Origin of the sequence: Ferrimonas sp. (assembly GCF_048263965.1) — a bacterium.
Lineage (GTDB): Bacteria > Pseudomonadota > Gammaproteobacteria > Enterobacterales > Shewanellaceae > Ferrimonas.
In genome coordinates this window covers 1-15629 of record NZ_JBLXDO010000006.1, presented here as the reverse complement: position 1 = coordinate 15629, position 15629 = coordinate 1, and the positions used below count along the sequence as shown (strand labels likewise).

Annotated in this window: 16 protein-coding genes and 2 tRNA genes; 9 read left to right on the top strand and 9 right to left on the bottom strand. The window is 57.4% G+C overall.

The genetic code is table 11. The features are described 5' to 3' along the window. Nucleotides 1-70 precede the first annotated feature (70 nt). The 3 genes from ACN0RV_RS07425 to ACN0RV_RS07415 all read right to left on the bottom strand — a co-directional run bounded on the left by ACN0RV_RS07425 (nucleotide 71) and on the right by ACN0RV_RS07415 (nucleotide 3033). Nucleotides 71-607, bottom strand: a complete 537-nt coding sequence (locus tag ACN0RV_RS07425; protein WP_417346990.1) for a BsuPI-related putative proteinase inhibitor — start codon at nucleotides 605-607, stop codon at nucleotides 71-73. Nucleotides 608-609: 2 nt separating this feature from the next. Then, nucleotides 610-2457, bottom strand: coding sequence for an AsmA family protein (locus ACN0RV_RS07420; protein ID WP_417346988.1), 1848 nt, complete (start codon nucleotides 2455-2457; stop codon nucleotides 610-612). An 84-nt stretch (nucleotides 2458-2541) separates the two neighbouring features. Further along, a complete protein-coding gene (locus ACN0RV_RS07415) occupies nucleotides 2542-3033 on the bottom strand; it encodes a putative 4-hydroxy-4-methyl-2-oxoglutarate aldolase (RefSeq protein ID WP_417346986.1) in 492 nt (163 codons plus the stop codon). A 175-nt stretch (nucleotides 3034-3208) separates the two neighbouring features. On the opposite strand from ACN0RV_RS07415, the gene ACN0RV_RS07410 reads away from it, so the two are divergent. The 5 genes from ACN0RV_RS07410 (at nucleotide 3209) to ACN0RV_RS07390 (ending at nucleotide 5568) form a co-directional block, all read left to right on the top strand. Then, nucleotides 3209-3424, top strand: coding sequence for a TIGR02450 family Trp-rich protein (locus ACN0RV_RS07410; RefSeq protein WP_286342387.1), 216 nt, complete (start codon nucleotides 3209-3211; stop codon nucleotides 3422-3424). A gap of 104 nt (nucleotides 3425-3528) precedes the next feature. After that, the gene (locus tag ACN0RV_RS07405; protein WP_417346984.1) at nucleotides 3529-3687 is read left to right on the top strand and encodes a hypothetical protein; all 159 of its coding nucleotides are present in this window, start codon (nucleotides 3529-3531) and stop codon (nucleotides 3685-3687) included. Between the two features lie 27 nt (nucleotides 3688-3714). Beyond that, nucleotides 3715-3802, top strand: a tRNA-Ser gene (locus tag ACN0RV_RS07400). A 120-nt stretch (nucleotides 3803-3922) separates the two neighbouring features. After that, nucleotides 3923-4010, top strand: a tRNA-Ser gene (locus tag ACN0RV_RS07395). Nucleotides 4011-4770: 760 nt separating this feature from the next. Continuing rightward, nucleotides 4771-5568 carry a Rossmann-like domain-containing protein gene (locus ACN0RV_RS07390; protein WP_417346982.1) on the top strand — a complete coding sequence of 266 codons (798 nt, stop codon included), beginning with the start codon at nucleotides 4771-4773 and terminating at the stop codon, nucleotides 5566-5568. 44 nt (nucleotides 5569-5612) lie between these two features. Here the strand turns inward: ACN0RV_RS07390 and ACN0RV_RS07385 are convergent, their stop codons facing one another. The 3 genes from ACN0RV_RS07385 to ACN0RV_RS07375 all read right to left on the bottom strand — a co-directional run bounded on the left by ACN0RV_RS07385 (nucleotide 5613) and on the right by ACN0RV_RS07375 (nucleotide 8562). Then, nucleotides 5613-5870 carry a diacylglycerol kinase gene (locus tag ACN0RV_RS07385; RefSeq protein ID WP_417346980.1) on the bottom strand — a complete coding sequence of 86 codons (258 nt, stop codon included), beginning with the start codon at nucleotides 5868-5870 and terminating at the stop codon, nucleotides 5613-5615. 454 nt (nucleotides 5871-6324) lie between these two features. Further along, nucleotides 6325-8034 (bottom strand): gamma-glutamyltransferase, encoded by a 1710-nt coding sequence (gene ggt / locus ACN0RV_RS07380; protein WP_417346978.1) that lies wholly within the window; start codon nucleotides 8032-8034, stop codon nucleotides 6325-6327. Between the two features lie 24 nt (nucleotides 8035-8058). Next, nucleotides 8059-8562 (bottom strand): GNAT family N-acetyltransferase, encoded by a 504-nt coding sequence (locus ACN0RV_RS07375; RefSeq protein WP_417346976.1) that lies wholly within the window; start codon nucleotides 8560-8562, stop codon nucleotides 8059-8061. Nucleotides 8563-8702: 140 nt separating this feature from the next. On the opposite strand from ACN0RV_RS07375, the gene ACN0RV_RS07370 reads away from it, so the two are divergent. Continuing rightward, on the top strand, nucleotides 8703-9209 hold the full coding sequence (locus ACN0RV_RS07370; RefSeq protein WP_417346974.1) for a GNAT family N-acetyltransferase: 507 nt from the start codon (nucleotides 8703-8705) through the stop codon (nucleotides 9207-9209). Here ACN0RV_RS07370 and ACN0RV_RS07365 read toward each other — a convergent pair. The 3 genes from ACN0RV_RS07365 to ACN0RV_RS07355 are packed head-to-tail and all read right to left on the bottom strand — an operon-like array spanning nucleotide 9184 to nucleotide 11964. Next, nucleotides 9184-9585, bottom strand: a complete 402-nt coding sequence (locus ACN0RV_RS07365) for a GtrA family protein (protein ID WP_417346972.1) — start codon at nucleotides 9583-9585, stop codon at nucleotides 9184-9186. The two genes, ACN0RV_RS07370 and ACN0RV_RS07365, sit on opposite strands and share 26 nt — an antisense overlap. Then, nucleotides 9569-10963, bottom strand: a complete 1395-nt coding sequence (locus ACN0RV_RS07360; protein ID WP_417346970.1) for an ArnT family glycosyltransferase — start codon at nucleotides 10961-10963, stop codon at nucleotides 9569-9571. The genes ACN0RV_RS07365 and ACN0RV_RS07360 overlap by 17 nt, the downstream gene beginning before the upstream one ends. After that, nucleotides 10960-11964 (bottom strand): glycosyltransferase family 2 protein, encoded by a 1005-nt coding sequence (locus ACN0RV_RS07355; protein WP_417346968.1) that lies wholly within the window; start codon nucleotides 11962-11964, stop codon nucleotides 10960-10962. The genes ACN0RV_RS07360 and ACN0RV_RS07355 overlap by 4 nt, the downstream gene beginning before the upstream one ends. Nucleotides 11965-12113: 149 nt before the next feature. Between ACN0RV_RS07355 and ACN0RV_RS07350 the strand changes: the two genes are divergently transcribed. From ACN0RV_RS07350 to ACN0RV_RS07340, 3 genes are all read left to right on the top strand, one after another. Further along, nucleotides 12114-12806, top strand: a complete 693-nt coding sequence (locus ACN0RV_RS07350; RefSeq protein WP_417346966.1) for a response regulator transcription factor — start codon at nucleotides 12114-12116, stop codon at nucleotides 12804-12806. Next, complete coding sequence (locus ACN0RV_RS07345) at nucleotides 12803-14074, top strand: sensor histidine kinase (protein WP_417346964.1); 1272 nt, start codon at nucleotides 12803-12805, stop codon at nucleotides 14072-14074. Before ACN0RV_RS07350 ends, ACN0RV_RS07345 begins: the two co-directional genes overlap by 4 nt. An 825-nt stretch (nucleotides 14075-14899) precedes the next feature. Then, a complete protein-coding gene (locus tag ACN0RV_RS07340; RefSeq protein WP_417346962.1) occupies nucleotides 14900-15616 on the top strand; it encodes a 4Fe-4S dicluster domain-containing protein in 717 nt (238 codons plus the stop codon). Nucleotides 15617-15629 lie beyond the last annotated feature (13 nt).

Sequence of the window (15629 nt, the reverse complement as noted above, 5' to 3'; positions counted from 1 at the left end):
TTAGATAGCTGCGAATCGTGAGCGGGAGAGGAAAAGAAAACGCCCCGGTAAAAACCGGGGCGCTCAGAGACTATTTCAGGGTGATCTCCACCCTGGCACTGCGGGGTTTGTCTATGGTGTTGAGCTCCACCTGAAGGTTGTACTCGCCAGGCTCCAGGGCCGACAGGACCTCACTGCTGATGGTGAAGGTCAGTGCCTTTTCCGCCCCCGCTTCCAGGGGCCAGGGTCGCAGAGCCTGGGTGAACATGCGCTCATGGCTAAACTGCCACACCGGTTGCTTGCCCTGGGACAGAATCAAGTCCGCGGTCATGCCCGACAGCAGGGTCAACTCCATAGTATGGCCAGTAGTGTTCTCGACCTTGGCGGCCACGTCCAGTGGGGTATCCCGCGACCACTGGCTGTCGGACAGCATCAGGGAGAGAGCGGGCTGAATCACCCGCACCCCTGGGTCCAGTTGCTTCATGACAGACTCCTGCTCCTTGAGAGGCTGGGCCTCTACCTTGACCGGTTTGGGCGCAGGCGCCTGCTCCTGAGTCTGCGCCGGCTCTTCCTGCTGATTGCAGCCCACCAGGGCGATGGCCGCACATAGGGTAGCGACTCGTAACATAGTTAGCCTCCAAAGCCTTTGAACAGCTTATCCTTAAGCTTGTCTTCCAATTTCTTCTTCAGTTTGTCCTCTTCCTGATCCAGCTTGTTCTTCAGCAACTGATCCATATCGACGTTGAAGCTCGGCTCAGTGAAGCTGCCACCGATAGCCAGAGGAATGGTCAGCCCTTTGAGCTTATCCAGAGACTCGCCGCCCTGGCCTTCTAGAGAGCCCACAATGGAAACCTCCATGGCGTAATCCATCTCCTGCTCAACCAGGTTGGCCTGCCCCTGGCCTTGCACGCGCAGCAGAGGCGACGCCAGATTCAGTGCCGGGGTGGTGACCACGCCTTTGTTCATGGCGAACTCAGTGACAAAGCTGGAGAAGTCGGTCTTTTGCACTTCAGCTGCCTGATCAATACTCTCGCCAGAGAGCTTGGCTTCCACTTCACGAATCTTCTGGGCAACGTTGATGCCGTAAAGGGCGCCATCATCCAGAGCCAGGCGACCATTGGCGACCAGGTTCTTCAGCACCGCATCCGGTGCCAGGCTGGCGCCTTTTCCCTTTACATAAAGCTGTCCACGACCTGCCAGCACCCCTTGATTGACCGCGGTCTCCAGCAGGGGCTGGATGGAGAGACCATCCAGATTGGCATCAAAGTCATAGGCAACGGGCTCAACACGGCTGTCCAGTGTGGCCTTGGCGACCAGGGTGCCCTCAAAGGCGGTGGCTTTCATCTGCTTCAGGGTAAACAGGCCGTCCACCAGGCTGAGATCCAGGCTGGGTTTGGTCACCAGCCACTGTTTCGCCTTGATGGAATCCAGTCCCATCCGCGCATAGAGATCAAACTGGCGCAGAACCGACAGGTCCGGCTCCCCCTCCGCAGGGGCAGAAGGCGCAGTTTCCTTTTTCTCGCTGGTGGTTTGAGTGGATTCAGGCATCCAGGGGTCCAGCACCAGGTCATTACCCGACAGCTCCATGTTCAGCACAGGGCGCTTCTGGGTCAAATCCACACTGCCCGCGCCTTTCAGCCGGAACTCACCCTGGATAAGGTCCAGGTTGGTCAGGGCAAACTGCTGACTCACCAGGTTCACGTCGGCATCGAAACCCACTTTCGCATCCAGCTTGCCACCGTTGGGGATCTGGTCACCGACAATGGAGATGCTCTGACTCCACTTATCCAGTTGAATGCGGGAGAAGTCCTTGGCGACGGTCAGCAGCGCAGACGCTGAGGTGTTCAGGGTCATCTGGGGATCCACCGCCTTCACCACCATCTCAAAGGGTGCGGCACGGCCAGGTTCAAACTCTTTCAGGGTCAGGGACTCCACCGCCAGGGTACGACTGACGCCGGTCTGACGGTTATCACTGCTGAAATTCAGCTTCGTCAGAGAGAGACTGCCCAACTTCCAGCCCGCGGGCGTCATCTGCCCCAGCTGGTCAGTTGGCGCCTGTGTTTGAGAAGCCTCGGCAGCGCTGCCCTCACCTCCCAGGCCATCGAGGCTGGTGCGGCCATCTTTGAGGGTCACCAGGTTGAGATCCACACCGGTCAGTGCCACCTCTTCTATCTCCACCTCCCGGGTAAGCAGAGGCATCAGATTCACGCCCACCACGGCCTGCTCTACCGACAGCAGAGGAGGCAGAGACTCGCCAGGCAGGTTTCCAAGAGTCAGGCCACCAATCTCAAGGCCCACCTTGGGGAACAGGCTCCAGCCAATCTCACCATCGATGTTTAGGGTACGGCCGGTGGCCTCCTGGACCTTGGCACTCAGTTGAGGCTTAAAGGCATTGGGATCAAGGAAAACGCCGATGTAGACCGCCAGCAGTAACACCAGAGTCGCAATAACGATAAGGAACCATTTGATCGCTTTCATTGTGCATCCGTTGAATCTGTTTCAAATTGAGACCACCAAAAGGCGGTGAGAGTTCTTCTATTTTAACTCAAATATCTCAGTTGGTTATGACAAAGAAATCGGCAGTTGCCGATCGGCCACCACCACACCATTGTCATCAGCATAGAGGTATTGCCCCGGCCTGATAGTGCGCCCATGGATCTCAACCACCACCTCCTCTTCACCCAAGCCCCGCTTTTCGGTTTTCACCGGCATCGCCCCAAGGGCCTGAATGCCCAGAGGCAGGGTGGCCAGCGTGGCGGCATCGCGGACATAGCCATAAACCACTATGCCCGCCCAGCCATTGTCCACGGCCAGTTTGGCCAGGTTGTCCCCGAGCAGGGCGCGACGGTCGCAACCACCCCCGTCCACCAGCAGCACCCGCCCCTCACCGGGCTGGGACACCCAGTGGCGAACCAGAGAGTTGTCCTCCGGACAGCGGATGGTCACCACTGAGCCGTAAAAGATGGATTGGCCGCCAAATTGGCGAAATATAGGGGGAAGGACTGTTAATTCAGACAGATAGTCATCACAGAGATCCGGTAGAAGATCCAACACTGTTCTCACTCCTTTGAGGTTGGTCAGTGATCCCATCCTGACCAATCACCGTAAGGATGACAAGGCTTAACTCCACAGGGCGGAATGCCCTTGCGGGGTCCGCATGGCGTTCTACACTAGGATCAGGAGCCAAAAGACGGCCATCGTACTCACTGAGGCTTGAGGGGGAGTAGTTATGAACCTGTTTTCCGAAAAGTACCTGCCGCTGAGCAAGTGGACCGCGACCACCTCCATCAACAATGACACCCATTTTCTGGTGACCTACACCTACACAGACGCCCACGGGCATGTAACCCGCGTCGGACTCCAGGGCGTGAATAACCGAGCCCCTGTTGAGATGTCCACGGAAGATCTTAAAGACTCTGACCGATGGCATATGGGCTGGGTCTGAATCCATAGTCCGGGCATCTGCCGCAACTTTTGCCAGTAAATCTCCATTTTTCAACCAATACGGCTAAAAGCAGCGCAACCGAACTCATTTCGGCCTTAAGCCGCTTGACCCATACACCAGTGATCCGTAAAGTACGCCCCGTCCTGTTGGCCAAGGCCAGCAAAGACAGACAATATGGTGAGGTGTCCGAGTGGCTGCAGCAGCGCAGCTTAACCACGCCCCAGGCGGGGTCCTCAGCCACCACACCACTGAGCATGATTTGAGCTCGTAAAACAACAAATCCAAAATATGGTGAGGTGTCCGAGTGGCTGAAGGAGCACGCCTGGAAAGTGTGTATACGGCAACGTATCGAGAGTTCGAATCTCTCCCTCACCGCCATATTTAGGTTAGGTGTCCAAGTGGCTGCAGCAGCGCAGCATAACCACGCCCCAGGCGGGGTTCTCAGTCATCCAACTACAGAGTCAGATTTGAGCTCGTAAAACAACAAATCAAAAATACGGTTAGGTGTCCGAGTGGCTGAAGGAGCACGCCTGGAAAGTGTGTATACGGCAACGTATCGAGAGTTCGAATCTCTCCCTAACCGCCATATTAGAAGAAAGGCTCAATCGAAAGATTGGGCCTTTTTTCGTTTGGTTAGGTGTCCGAGTGGCTGCCCCGCGAAGCGGAAAAAGAGGCACGCCTATGTGTGCGCAGCCCAAGCCGCTATCCCACTCAGCCCTCATAAAACTCCAATGCCAATACAGCAACTGAGGCCGATGGGCTGCCATGCATACCTGGAAAGTGTGTATACGGCAACGTATCGAGAGTTCGAATCTCTCCCTAACCGCCATATAAAGAGAAACCCCTGTCGCTTGCGACCGGGGTTTTTCTTTATCTGCGATTTGTGGAGGACTCGGTTTGAGCTCTCCAGTTCGCAACGGAGCGAAGAATGAGCGAAGTAACGCCGCAGGCGATCATCTCTCCCTAGTTCGGCCCCACACCCCACCTTCAGAGTCACGGCCTTTCGCTGATGCACTTTACCGGAGGACTTGGTCCGAAACGCAGTAACGCCGAAGGCGGTCACTCTCCAGTTCGCAACGGAGCGAAGAATGAGCGAAGTAACGCCGAAGGCGATCATCTCTCCCTAACCGCCATATAAGAACGAAGGCTCAATCGAAAGATTGAGCCATTTTTCGTTAGGTGTCCGAGTGGCTGCCCCCGCAAAGCGGAAAAACATGCACGCCTATGCAGGGCTTTGAAATGCAGCGCCTATATCCGAGCACTTCGGTGGGTTAAATCTGTGTTAGCTCTCATTTCCCCTCTCCTGGCCGGAGTATACTGAGGCAAATTCCCCACTGACTGACACCATGAACTCTGTCTATCAGCGCATCATTGGCGCACTGCACACCGACATGATCCCCAAGGTCCAAGCCATCCACATCATGAAAGAGGGGCTGGACTCCAACCCAAATGCCAAGTTTGGCGCCATTGAGCTGGACGACGGCACCATAGGCCTGACCTACACCAAGCTGGGCGGGGCCCTGGAGGTGCTTCAGGATGACAGCCTTTATCAGAAATTCCTGGGTCAGCCGGTGACCGAGCTGGCCAAGCTGTATCTTGAACCTGCCTCCTGGCAACAGGTACTGGGCTCAGGTGCACTGAATGCCATCAGTCAGAAGCTACTCAGAGAAAGAGGATTTGAGTACAGCAAAGCCGAGGACACTCTGGCTCTGCTGAAACTCACTCCTGGAGACCGGGTCGGCATGGTGGGCTTCTTCCCTCCCCTTATCGACTCGCTCAAGGAACAGGGCATTCCGGTCACCGTGATTGAACTGAAAGCCGAAATGGCGCGGGAGGAGGAGAACCTGCTGGTCACCACCGACCCTAAGGCGCTGACACGCTGCAACAAGATCCTGATTACCGGCACCACGGTGATCAATCACACCCTCAACACCCTGCTGCCTCTGGTCAAAGACGCCGACGAAGTGGCACTGATTGGTCCTTCGGTCGGTCTGCTGCCAGAGGTACTGTTCGAGCTGGGGATCACCTCTGTAGGCGGCCGGGTGATACTGGACGGCGAGACCTTCCTTAAACGCTGGCAAGGGGGAGAGAAGTGGAAAAACGCCGCGCTTCGCTACTCTCTGCATAACAGCCAGTATCAATAACAAAAAGGGGCGCCAACGACGCCCCTTTCAGCTTAAGCCTGCTACTAGGGTGCACTCACGCCCTGTGCCAGGTTGACTCCGAACTCCTCTCTGGCCACCCCGGACTGTTTTTCCACACCAGGATACAGGCCTTCATAGTAAGCCAAAGAACCCCACAAGGCGTTGGCCAGGGGTGCCAGCACCAGAAAACCAACCAGTTCCTGACGGAATGCCGCTTCGTTTTTCCAGGCGGCCTTGAGGCCCAGCCAGGAGTATCGAGTTGCATAGATGAGTCTTAAAAAACCGGTCTGATTGGATTTCACACTGCTGCCCTAGATTGCGTTGTCTCTAGGCGGAGTTGTAACAAAGGTGATATAAAAAAATTGTAAACGGCTGTCACCGAACAGAAGCGAACTTTGGTTGAAAACCGTTGAAAAACAAAAGGCTCCCTATGATAGGAAGCCTTCTGCTGCGTGAAATATCTTGTTCGCAACGGTAAGTCGCGTGGTGGTGCAATCCTTGCGACGCTGAGTGTGCACGTGCCGAACGCTCCGTTCCAGAAAAACAACCAATTAGCAACCAGAAGCGTGTATAACTTCACATCTCGCCAAGGAGTGAGAGCTGTGGCTAAAGTTCCCTTCAAGCGGTAAGCAAAGTTCCGAACCTGATTACATCCGTTTACATGCTGAGACTGCTTCAGGGAGAAACTGGCAAGTCCAGATGTCCCTGGCAACAGACGGAGATCAAAAAAGGCCTCCGAGGAGACCTTTTGGCGGGTTAGTACCCCAGGGTGGCGGCGCCCATACGTCTGGGGTCGGAGGCGCCCATCAGCCCCTCATCCGTGACCATAATGGACTGGGTGCTGCCCATGGAGGACTTCACCTTCACCTTGTGCCCCATGGACTCCAGAATGCGCTTGGTGTCCGGGTTGATGCTCTTCTCCGCCCGAATCTCATCCGGATACCACTGATGATGCACCCGGGAGGCGGCGGTCGCCTCCGCCACATTCATGCCGTGATCCACCACATTCATAATCACCTGCAAGGTGGTGGTGATGATCCGTGAGCCACCAGGGCTGCCGGTTACCAGGAAGGGCTTGCCCTCCTTCATCACTATGGTCGGGCTCATGGAGCTCAGGGGACGCTTCCCAGGCTGAACCTCATTGGCCTCGCCACCAATCAGGCCATAACCATTGGGCGTGCCGGGCTTGGCGGAGAAGTCGTCCATCTCGTTGTTGAGCAAAATGCCGGTACCCTCTGCAACCAGGCCGGAGCCATAGCTGAAGTTGAGGGTGTAGGTGTTGGATACCGCATTGCCCCACTGGTCCACCACGGAGTAGTGGGTGGTCTGGTCACTCTCATAGGGAATGGGGTTGCCCGGTTTGATCTCGCTCGATGGTGTGGCCTTTTTCGGATCAATCCCCTTAAGCAGCTGCACCGCGTAGGCGGGATCGGTCAGGCCGGCCACAGGCACCTTGGTGAAATCCGGATCCCCCAGGTACTCACTGCGATCGGCATAGGCGCGGCGCATGATCTCCGCCATCCAGTGGATGCTCTGGGCACTGCCAGCACCCATTTCGCCAATGGGCTGATGCTCCAGCATGTTGAGCATCTGGACGATGTGTACACCACCCGAGGATGGCGGCGGCATGGAGATCACCTGATAACCGCGATACTCACCCCGCACCGGTTGACGCTCCACCGCTCGGTAACTGGCCAGATCCGCCTCGCTCATCACCCCACCGGCCTGCTGCACCGCCTTGGCGATGAGACGAGCGGTCTCCCCCTTATAGAAGCCGTCACTGCCCTTGTCGGCAATGCGCTTGAGAGAGTCTGCCAGATCTTGCTGCACCAGCAGTTCGCCTGGCGCATAGAGACCACCGTCGGACTTATAGAACACCTTCTGAGTGCTCTCCCAGCGACCCAGACGCTTTTGCAGCCCCTTGAGGCTGTTGGCCAGATCCGGGGTCACCACGATCCCCTTCCGTGCCAGTGCGATGGCCGGGGCCACCACCTGCTTCAGGCTCATGGTGCCGTACTTGGACAGGGCCAGTTCCAGTCCGCGAACCGTACCGGGTACCCCAACTGCCAGTCCGTGGAAGCGGGACAGGTCGGAAACCGCGTCCCCCTCCTCGTTGAGGAACATATCCCTGTGAGCCAGACCTGGGGCCATCTCTCGATAGTCGATGGCGATGTCCTTGCCAGACTCAGCCAGGTGCACCACCATGAACCCGCCGCCCCCCAGGTTACCGGCTCTGGGCAGAGTCACCGCCAGGGCAAAGCCTACGGCTACGGCGGCATCGACGGCATTGCCCCCCTGGCGAAGGATCTCCACCCCCACCTCACTGGCCAGGCGCTCCTGGCTGGCCACCATGCCATGCTCAGCCCAGACCGGGTGAGTGACGTCCATGTGGCTGTAGATGGAGGGTTGGTTGGCCCGGGCCGGGGTGGCACCGATGAACAGCGACAGCGCAACCAGCGCCGCCATCAAAGGTTTTCCAGTGATTCTCACTTAAGAGTTTCCTTGCTTGTAAAATCTGACTTGCTCGCCCCAATACTCCACCATGCCGTCCTGCTCGAAGCCCAGCTTCAGCAGCACCCGGTGGGAGGCGTCATTTTCAGGGTCGGTCATGGCCACCACCGGGCCTGTGTCCCAGTGCTTGCTGGCGTAGTCGAGCATGGCCCGGCCAGACTCGGTGGCAATGCCTTTGCCCCAGAATTCAGGAATGAAGCGATAGCCGAAGTCAGTCTGCTTCATTTCAGGCAGGTACTTCAGTCCACAGAAGCCGATCACCTGACCGGTCTCCTTCCAGACCACGGCCCAGCGGCCATAACCATAGGTGGCATAATCCTGGAAAAACACCTTGGCGATGATCTCACTGGCATCCTCCAGCGTCTTCACCCGGTCACCGTCACCGGTATAGCGGGTTACCCTCGAGTCTGCACTTAAGGCAAACACGGCTTCGGCGTCCTCACACTCAAAGGGCCTGAGCAATACACGTTCCGTCTCTATCATCAATGCTCTTCCTTTGCTCTCCCGAAGTGGGATCGCTCATAGTATCGAATTCACACCAGAATAACAGACGTTTTTCATCCCCTTGCCAAAGTGGGGGCTGGATGACTACCCTGAGTCTTTGCCCCTCCCAGAGACAGATAATGCAGCCACTGATCACAGACCGACTGACCATACGTGAACTGACTATCGATGATGCACCTTTCTACCTGAAGCTTCTGAACGAGCAGGCGTTTATTGAAGGGATTCACGACAAGGGAGTCAGGACTCTGGAGCAGGCACGCCATCATATGGAGACAGGCCCCATCGCCAGCTATCGGGACCATGGCTATGGCATGTATCACCTAAGCCTGACCCAAAGTGGCGCAGACGTGGGTATCGCCGGACTGGTGAAACGGGATGAACTGCCCTACCCGGACATCGGCTACGCCATCAGCGAAGCCTACTTTGGCCTGGGCCTGGCCACCGAGGCCTGTCAGGCAGTGATGCGCCATGCCAGGGAGACCCTGGCCCTGCCCACCGTGGTGGGCATCGTCTCAGAGCACAACCTGGCATCGCGACGCGTGCTTCAGAAACTGGGGATGGAAGCGGACGGCACCGTTGAACTGAGTGCCGGAGAGCAGGTCATGCTGTATCGGGACGCTCACTAGCGACAAATACCCAGCGGCTGCTGAGCAGGTAATTGGACACCGTACCAGCAGCGATGCCCGCCACCAGGGCCAACTGAGGACCTGGCCAGCCCTCTCCCACCAGTTTCAGGGTGAGCCAGAACAGGGCGAAGTTGGGCAGGGCCGACATCAAAGCGGCCGTCAAAGCCCGGATCCACTGCCCCCCTGCCCTGCCCTGGCTGCGATCGCTGAAGGTGAAACAACGGTTGCCTGCCCAGGTGGTGGAGGCCGCCGCCAGAAACGCCAGCCCCCTGGCCTCCAAGGGATCCAGCCCTGCCAGGTGCAGGGAGGTGAACACCACCATGTCCACCACAAAGCCCGAGCCCCCCACCAGGGCAAACTTAATCCAGTGCGACATCGGCCCGGCACTCCAGCAGGCTACGTTTGCGGGCCGAGGCCAGCTGCACGCAATGACGGTTCTCCAGCCCCAGGTCCCGCCAGTTACGGCCCGACGGCAACACCAGGAAGTAATCCCCGGACTTGAACGCCAGTTCATCGGCATCAGCCACCAGTTCGGCGCGACCGCCAGAGTAGTACTGCCCGGAGAAGGTACGCTTACCCAGATAGTAGAGTGGCTGATTCCAGCCCGGGGCCTGAGCCAGCAGCGCCTTGTCGCTGCGCTCCTCGCCCACCTTAAAGTGCAGCACCAGGGTGGCCGCAGTCAGCAGCAGGGGCAACACCATTCCGGTGGCGGACAGCCAGCGCTGATCCTTTTCCTCAGCCATGCTGGCCACCAGCAGGGCCAATGCCGGTACCCCTGGCAGTACATAGGCGGGCAGGATGTTCCCGGCAAAGGTAAAGAGCACCATGGGTGACACCATCCAACACAGGGCAAACACCTGCAGCGGGGTCAGAGTCCGGCGCCCTTTGCACCACCACAGCCCGGGCAGCACCAAAGACCAGGGCAGAGCCGACATCAGCCAGAATACCCAGATGGTGCCCCTGGGTTGGTCATGGGCGCTGCCATAGAGATCGCCCTGCCAGCCACTCTCCACGAAACGAAGGAAATGCTCGCCCACCAGGAAGTAGTTCAGGAAGCCGGGGGTGGCCTGCTCCGCAGCCAGATACCAGGGCGCCGCTACCACCAGCATGGCGGCCGTGCCCCCCACCAGGGGAAACCGTTGCCACAGCACCTTGAGAAAACTCAGGCGGTGCTGCCAGATAAGAAAGGGCACCACGGCCAGGCCAACCAGCACAATCACCAGAGGCCCCTTGGCCAGCAGTCCCACCGCCAGGCCAACAAAACCCAAATACCCTGCACGGTATCGCCCCTGCCAGCCAAGGTAGAACCCCACCATGGCCAGGGTCATCCCCAGGGTCAGGGCGATGTCGGTCATGACCGCGCCCGCGGCGATGGCAAAGATCACACAGGTGGCCAGCACCATGGCACACACCAGACCGCTGAGCCCCTGTCGTCTGGCAAACAGGGCCATCAGCGCCAGCACGGCCACACCCGCCAGCCAGTGGGGCAGTCTCAGGGCAAACTCACTCATGCCCAGGGTGGCGGCAGAGCCTGCGCTCATCCAGGTGTGAAGCGGCGGCTTCCCCCAGAACGGCACCCCAAGATCAAACTGAGGCGTCAGCCAGTTACCGGTTTCCACCATCAGCCGGGCCATGTTGCCGTAACGGGCTTCGGTGGTATCCATCAGGGGATAGACACCGAGGGAGATCAGGCGAACGGCCAGGGCGAGGAGCAACACCCACCCCAGGGGCGAACGGATAACGCGAGCGATCATCGGCGGGTCTCCAGGGCAACCAGGGTATCCACACCGTCATTGTGGGACGCTTCGCGGATCAGGTACTGTGGACGTTGTTTCACCTCCATCACTACCCGCCCCAGATACTCACCGATGAGGCCCAGAGCCAGCAGTTGGATGCCGCCAAGGAGCAGTTGCACCACCATCATCGAGGGGTAACCACTGACGGTTTCGCCAAAGACCAGGGTTTTGATCACCACCACCATGCCGTAGACAAAGGCGCTGAAGGCGGTCAGCAAACCACACCAGGTCGCCAGTCGCAGCGGACGGATGCTAAAGGAGGCGATGCCGTCCATGGCAAAGCCAAACAGCTTGCCATAGTTCCACTTGGTCACGCCGACCGCTCTGGGGTCCCGATCGAACTCCAGGGTGATCTGCTTAAAACCGGGCCAGGCAAACAGGCCCTTCATGTAGCGATTGCGCTCGGGCAACTGGTTGATATGGTCCACCACCTGACGGCTCATCAGCCGGAAGTCCCCCACGTTCTCCGGGATGGGCACGTCAGACGCCCAGTTCATCACCTTGTAGAAGGCTCCGGCCGTCAGCTTCTTGAACCAGCTCTCGCCAAGGCGTGCCCGGCGCTTCATGTTGACCACGTCCGCCCCGTCCCGCCAGGCGTCCAGCATCTTAGGAATCAGCTCGGGTGGGTCCTGCAGATCGGCGTCCAGCAGGATCACCGCCTGACCACGAACATGAGACAATCCGGCGCTCATGGCCGCTTCCTTGCCAAAGTTACGGCTGAGGCTCAGGCCCACATGGTCGCTGGAAGATCCGGGAAGGTTCTGCACCAGAGACCAGCTGTCATCTTTGCTGCCGTCGTCGACATAGATGATCTCACAACGATCCGGCAGCGCGTCCAACACCCGGGTTACCCTCTGATGAGTCAGGGCCAGTCCCTCGCCTTCGTTGTAAACGGGAACGATCACTGACAGGGTGATGGGGCGCTCTCTGCGATGCGGCTGAGGGTTGGTTTTCAGCATGGGTCACCTTCCAAATAAAACACTGTGCACGGGCTTTGGCCCGCCAATGGAGCGCAGTATTCAACACAGGCCGTGAAAATCTTGTCATCGACATTTTCTTCACAAGGAGGGCATCATAATGACCATACTGACTGAGATCCGGGTAACTGATGGACAGCCTGAAAAACACCAAACTGCTGCTGATTGAGGACAATCGCGAAATCGCCGGCATCCTCTTTGATTTCTTCGAGGCCAAAGAGGTGGAGCTGGACTACGCCGACAACGGTGAACTGGGGCTCAAGCTAGCCCTGGAGGAGAGCTTCGACGCCATCATCCTGGACCTGATGCTGCCGCGCATGGACGGTTTCGAGGTGTGTCAGGCCCTTCGCAGCCAGGGCAAGGACACCCCGGTGCTGATGCTCACCGCCCTGGACAACCGTCAGGACACCCTGCACGGGTTCAAGGAGGGGGCCGACGATTACCTGACCAAGCCCTTCGACCTGGAGATCCTCGAAGCCCGGCTGCTGGCGCTGATCAGCCGCTACCGAGGCACCATGGCCAGCGGTAAGGTGCAGGTGGGCGAACTCGAGATCGACAGCAAAACCCGCCAGGCCTGGCGCCAGGGACAGAAGCTGTCCCTGAATCCCACCACCTTCAAGATCCTGTCTGTGCTGGCACAGGCCGCCCCCGACGTGGTCAGCCGCGATCAACTGACCGATGCCATCTGGGGAGACCAGCCCCCCAGCAACGATGTGCTGCGCAGCCATGTGTACCAGCTGCGAAACCAGCTGGATAAGCCCTTCGCCCAGCCGATGCTGGTGACCGTGCCCAAGGTGGGCTTCAGGCTGGAGCTCAAACCGTGATACGGCGCCGTTTCTCCAATGTCCGTACTATGACCGCCCGGCTGCTGCTGGTGTTTGGCGCCCTGGCCATCGCCATCAGCATGGCAATGGTGGCCCTGTTCAACACCGCCCTGCACTGGGGTGAGGACGCCGTCAATGAGCGCTCGCTGATGATGTCCAAGGAGGTGGCGGTGGCCCGCTATCTCACCGGCGCTTCAGGCCCCATCGAGATTGACCGCATCACCTATGCCTATGACAACCCGGCAGACGTTCCCGGATTTGTGCCAAAGCACCTGCTTAAGGAGCACTTCGCCATCGAAGAGCTGCATCTGGAGCTGGGTTCAGTCTATGTTCTGGTGACCGAGTTTCAGAAACATGGTACGACTCAGCCCTTGGTGCTGGTGGCCGAGACCGAATCGGTGGAAGTGACCGACAGGGAAACGGTGCTGCTGAACCTGATGATCGCCAGCGCCGCCGCCGGCATCATGATGATCGTCGGTGTGGTGGTCTACCTGCTGTCGGTCAGGCTGATTCAACCGGTGAAGGAGTTGGGAGACCAACTGGCCAACCTGAAAAACGATACCCGCACCCCCCTCTACATGGCCGACTCTGCCGCCCAGGAGTTTGTTCAGCTCACCGAGGCCTTTAACCAGCACAGGGAGGAGCTGGACACCCTGATTCGCCGGGAACAGGCCTTCGCCCGCTACGCCAGTCATGAGCTTCGCACGCCGCTGACCATAGTGCGGGGTGCCGCCAACCTGCTGGGGCACTCCACCAAGCCTGAGTTTGTTGACCGGCAGAGGCAGCGGATCCTGGGCGCGACCGAGGAGATGCAGACCATGGTGGACGCCCTGCTCTCTCTGGTGCGCTACGAAAAAAGTGAGCAATCCGTTGAGCCACGTCCATTGAGCGCAGATGAGCTTCAAGGCATCGTCGACCTGGAACAGAGCGCTGCCGACAACAAGGAGGTGGGCCTGACCCTGGCGGTCAGCGGCACGCCTCAGATAGAGGCCGAACCGGCGGTGGTGAAGATGATCATCGGCAACCTGCTGCGCAATGCCATCGCCGCCACCGGCAAGGGTGAGGTGCGGGTAACCATGGACGACCGCAGCCTGACCATACTGGACCAGGGGCCCGGACTCGATGGCATCGAGTGCGGCGGCCATGGCCTGGGGCTGTTGATTGTTGAGGATCTGTGCCAGCGTTACCGTTGGAAGTTTGAGCTAAAGAACCGGGACACCCAGGGGTGCGTCGCCCGCATTCTTTTTCCCAGTTCTCCCATTGTCTAAAATCAACTTTGATCTTAATCCCATTAGTCAGTATCTCCACTAACCTGATTAAGGTGGCCTGAACTAATGGGGTGAGACACATACATAGCCCAATCAATCAGTATCTTACAAAATATAAGCCACATCAATAAAACCTAACCCCATCAATTTCCGAGTTTGGTTCATTAATTTACTCAAACAAAAACAATATAAATAGCAGAAACTATTCCTTGGCCATTAAAACCAATCAAAATCTAAGCCAACCCAATGATAATTAACCCACAAAAAGCAATTCTACAAGAGATTAGATAAAGTAACATCAAACCGGAGACGCCCTTTCATCCCATGAAACTCATATGAATAATTGCACATCACATAAATCAACCCCTTTCTATTAAGATAGATTCTCCTCGATAGAATTATAGATATTCAGGGCACTAAATCAGTAAAAGCAATGACTTAATGTCTTTTCCCCTGTCGCCTGCCACACTGGCTGAAACTGAGCACTCAGAAAATAACGAACCACGAATTAGAGCCGGTATTTTTGATTTTTTAAGCCAGTAGTTTCTTACTCCCATTTTTCCATTCGCGCAAAAAAGTTTTTCATTTTAGGAAATTCAAACCTTTAATCACAAACCCATTAAACTCTCAATCCGATGTGATTCAATTCACATCATATATCGTCAGGTCGTGAATATACTCAATTTCAGAATGAAAAAATATCTGCCAAAGCCAATATGTCGGTAACAACAGTAGTCACTCATTCGATAGCCTTTGAGATTGCTCTAAGGCAAATGATCTCACACGTGAGTCTTTCCTTCAGGGAAATACTATCAGGAGCGAACCATGTTTGATAGAAGATCAACACTGAAGCTGATGGCCGGGAGCGCCTTAGGCATCAGTTCCTTCTCTTTCATCTCCGCCGCTGGCGCGGTGGCCACCATCCATGCCAAGGGTGGCAAACACTTAGCTATGATCATCGACCTGCGCCGCTGCAACGGCTGCAAGGCCTGTGTGGTCTCTTGCGGTAACGAAAACGGCAGCCTGCCCAAGGAGAACCGAACCGCGGTCTACCAGGCCAGCTCAGAGGTTCAGGGCAAGCCCTACGCCTTCAACCTGCCGCTGCTGTGCAACAACTGTGACAAGCCCAGCTGCGTCGAGATCTGCCCCACCGGCGCCACCTTCAAGCGGGAGCAGGATGGCATCGTGGTGGTGGACTCCACCGAATGCATCGGTTGCAAGATGTGTATCGAGGCCTGTCCTTACGAGGGGGTTCGCTTCGTCAACTCCAACACAGGCACGGTGGATAAGTGCAACTTCTGTGTGCAGCGCACCGCCCGTGGCCTGCTGCCCGCCTGTGTCACCACCTGTACCGGTGGCGCCCGCATCTTCGGTGACATCAACGACAAGAGCAGCGAGATCGCCAAGGTGCTGGAGCAGGAGAAGCCTCTGGTCCTCCAGGCGGCCAACAACACCCACCCCAATGTGTTCTACATCGGCCTGACCGAAGCGGAGAGCAACGCCCAATTCAGCCTGAAATTCCCCCAAGAGTGGCAGAGGTAACCCATTATGGATC

Bases quoted from the DNA above. Each gene is read 5' to 3' on its own strand.
- ACN0RV_RS07425 (WP_417346990.1), bottom strand. From the start codon at position 607: ATGTTACGAGTCGCTACCCTATGTGCGGCCATCGCCCTGGTGGGCTGC.
- ACN0RV_RS07420 (WP_417346988.1), bottom strand. From the start codon at position 2,457: ATGAAAGCGATCAAATGGTTCCTTATCGTTATTGCGACTCTGGTGTTA.
- ACN0RV_RS07410 (WP_286342387.1), top strand. From the start codon at position 3,209: ATGAACCTGTTTTCCGAAAAGTACCTGCCGCTGAGCAAGTGGACCGCG.
- ACN0RV_RS07390 (WP_417346982.1), top strand. From the start codon at position 4,771: ATGAACTCTGTCTATCAGCGCATCATTGGCGCACTGCACACCGACATG.
- ggt (WP_417346978.1), bottom strand. From the start codon at position 8,034: ATGGCGGCGCTGGTTGCGCTGTCGCTGTTCATCGGTGCCACCCCGGCC.
- ACN0RV_RS07375 (WP_417346976.1), bottom strand. From the start codon at position 8,562: ATGATAGAGACGGAACGTGTATTGCTCAGGCCCTTTGAGTGTGAGGAC.
- ACN0RV_RS07370 (WP_417346974.1), top strand. From the start codon at position 8,703: ATGCAGCCACTGATCACAGACCGACTGACCATACGTGAACTGACTATC.
- ACN0RV_RS07365 (WP_417346972.1), bottom strand. From the start codon at position 9,585: ATGTCGCACTGGATTAAGTTTGCCCTGGTGGGGGGCTCGGGCTTTGTG.
- ACN0RV_RS07360 (WP_417346970.1), bottom strand. From the start codon at position 10,963: ATGATCGCTCGCGTTATCCGTTCGCCCCTGGGGTGGGTGTTGCTCCTC.
- ACN0RV_RS07355 (WP_417346968.1), bottom strand. From the start codon at position 11,964: ATGCTGAAAACCAACCCTCAGCCGCATCGCAGAGAGCGCCCCATCACC.
- ACN0RV_RS07350 (WP_417346966.1), top strand. From the start codon at position 12,114: ATGGACAGCCTGAAAAACACCAAACTGCTGCTGATTGAGGACAATCGC.
- ACN0RV_RS07340 (WP_417346962.1), top strand. From the start codon at position 14,900: ATGTTTGATAGAAGATCAACACTGAAGCTGATGGCCGGGAGCGCCTTA.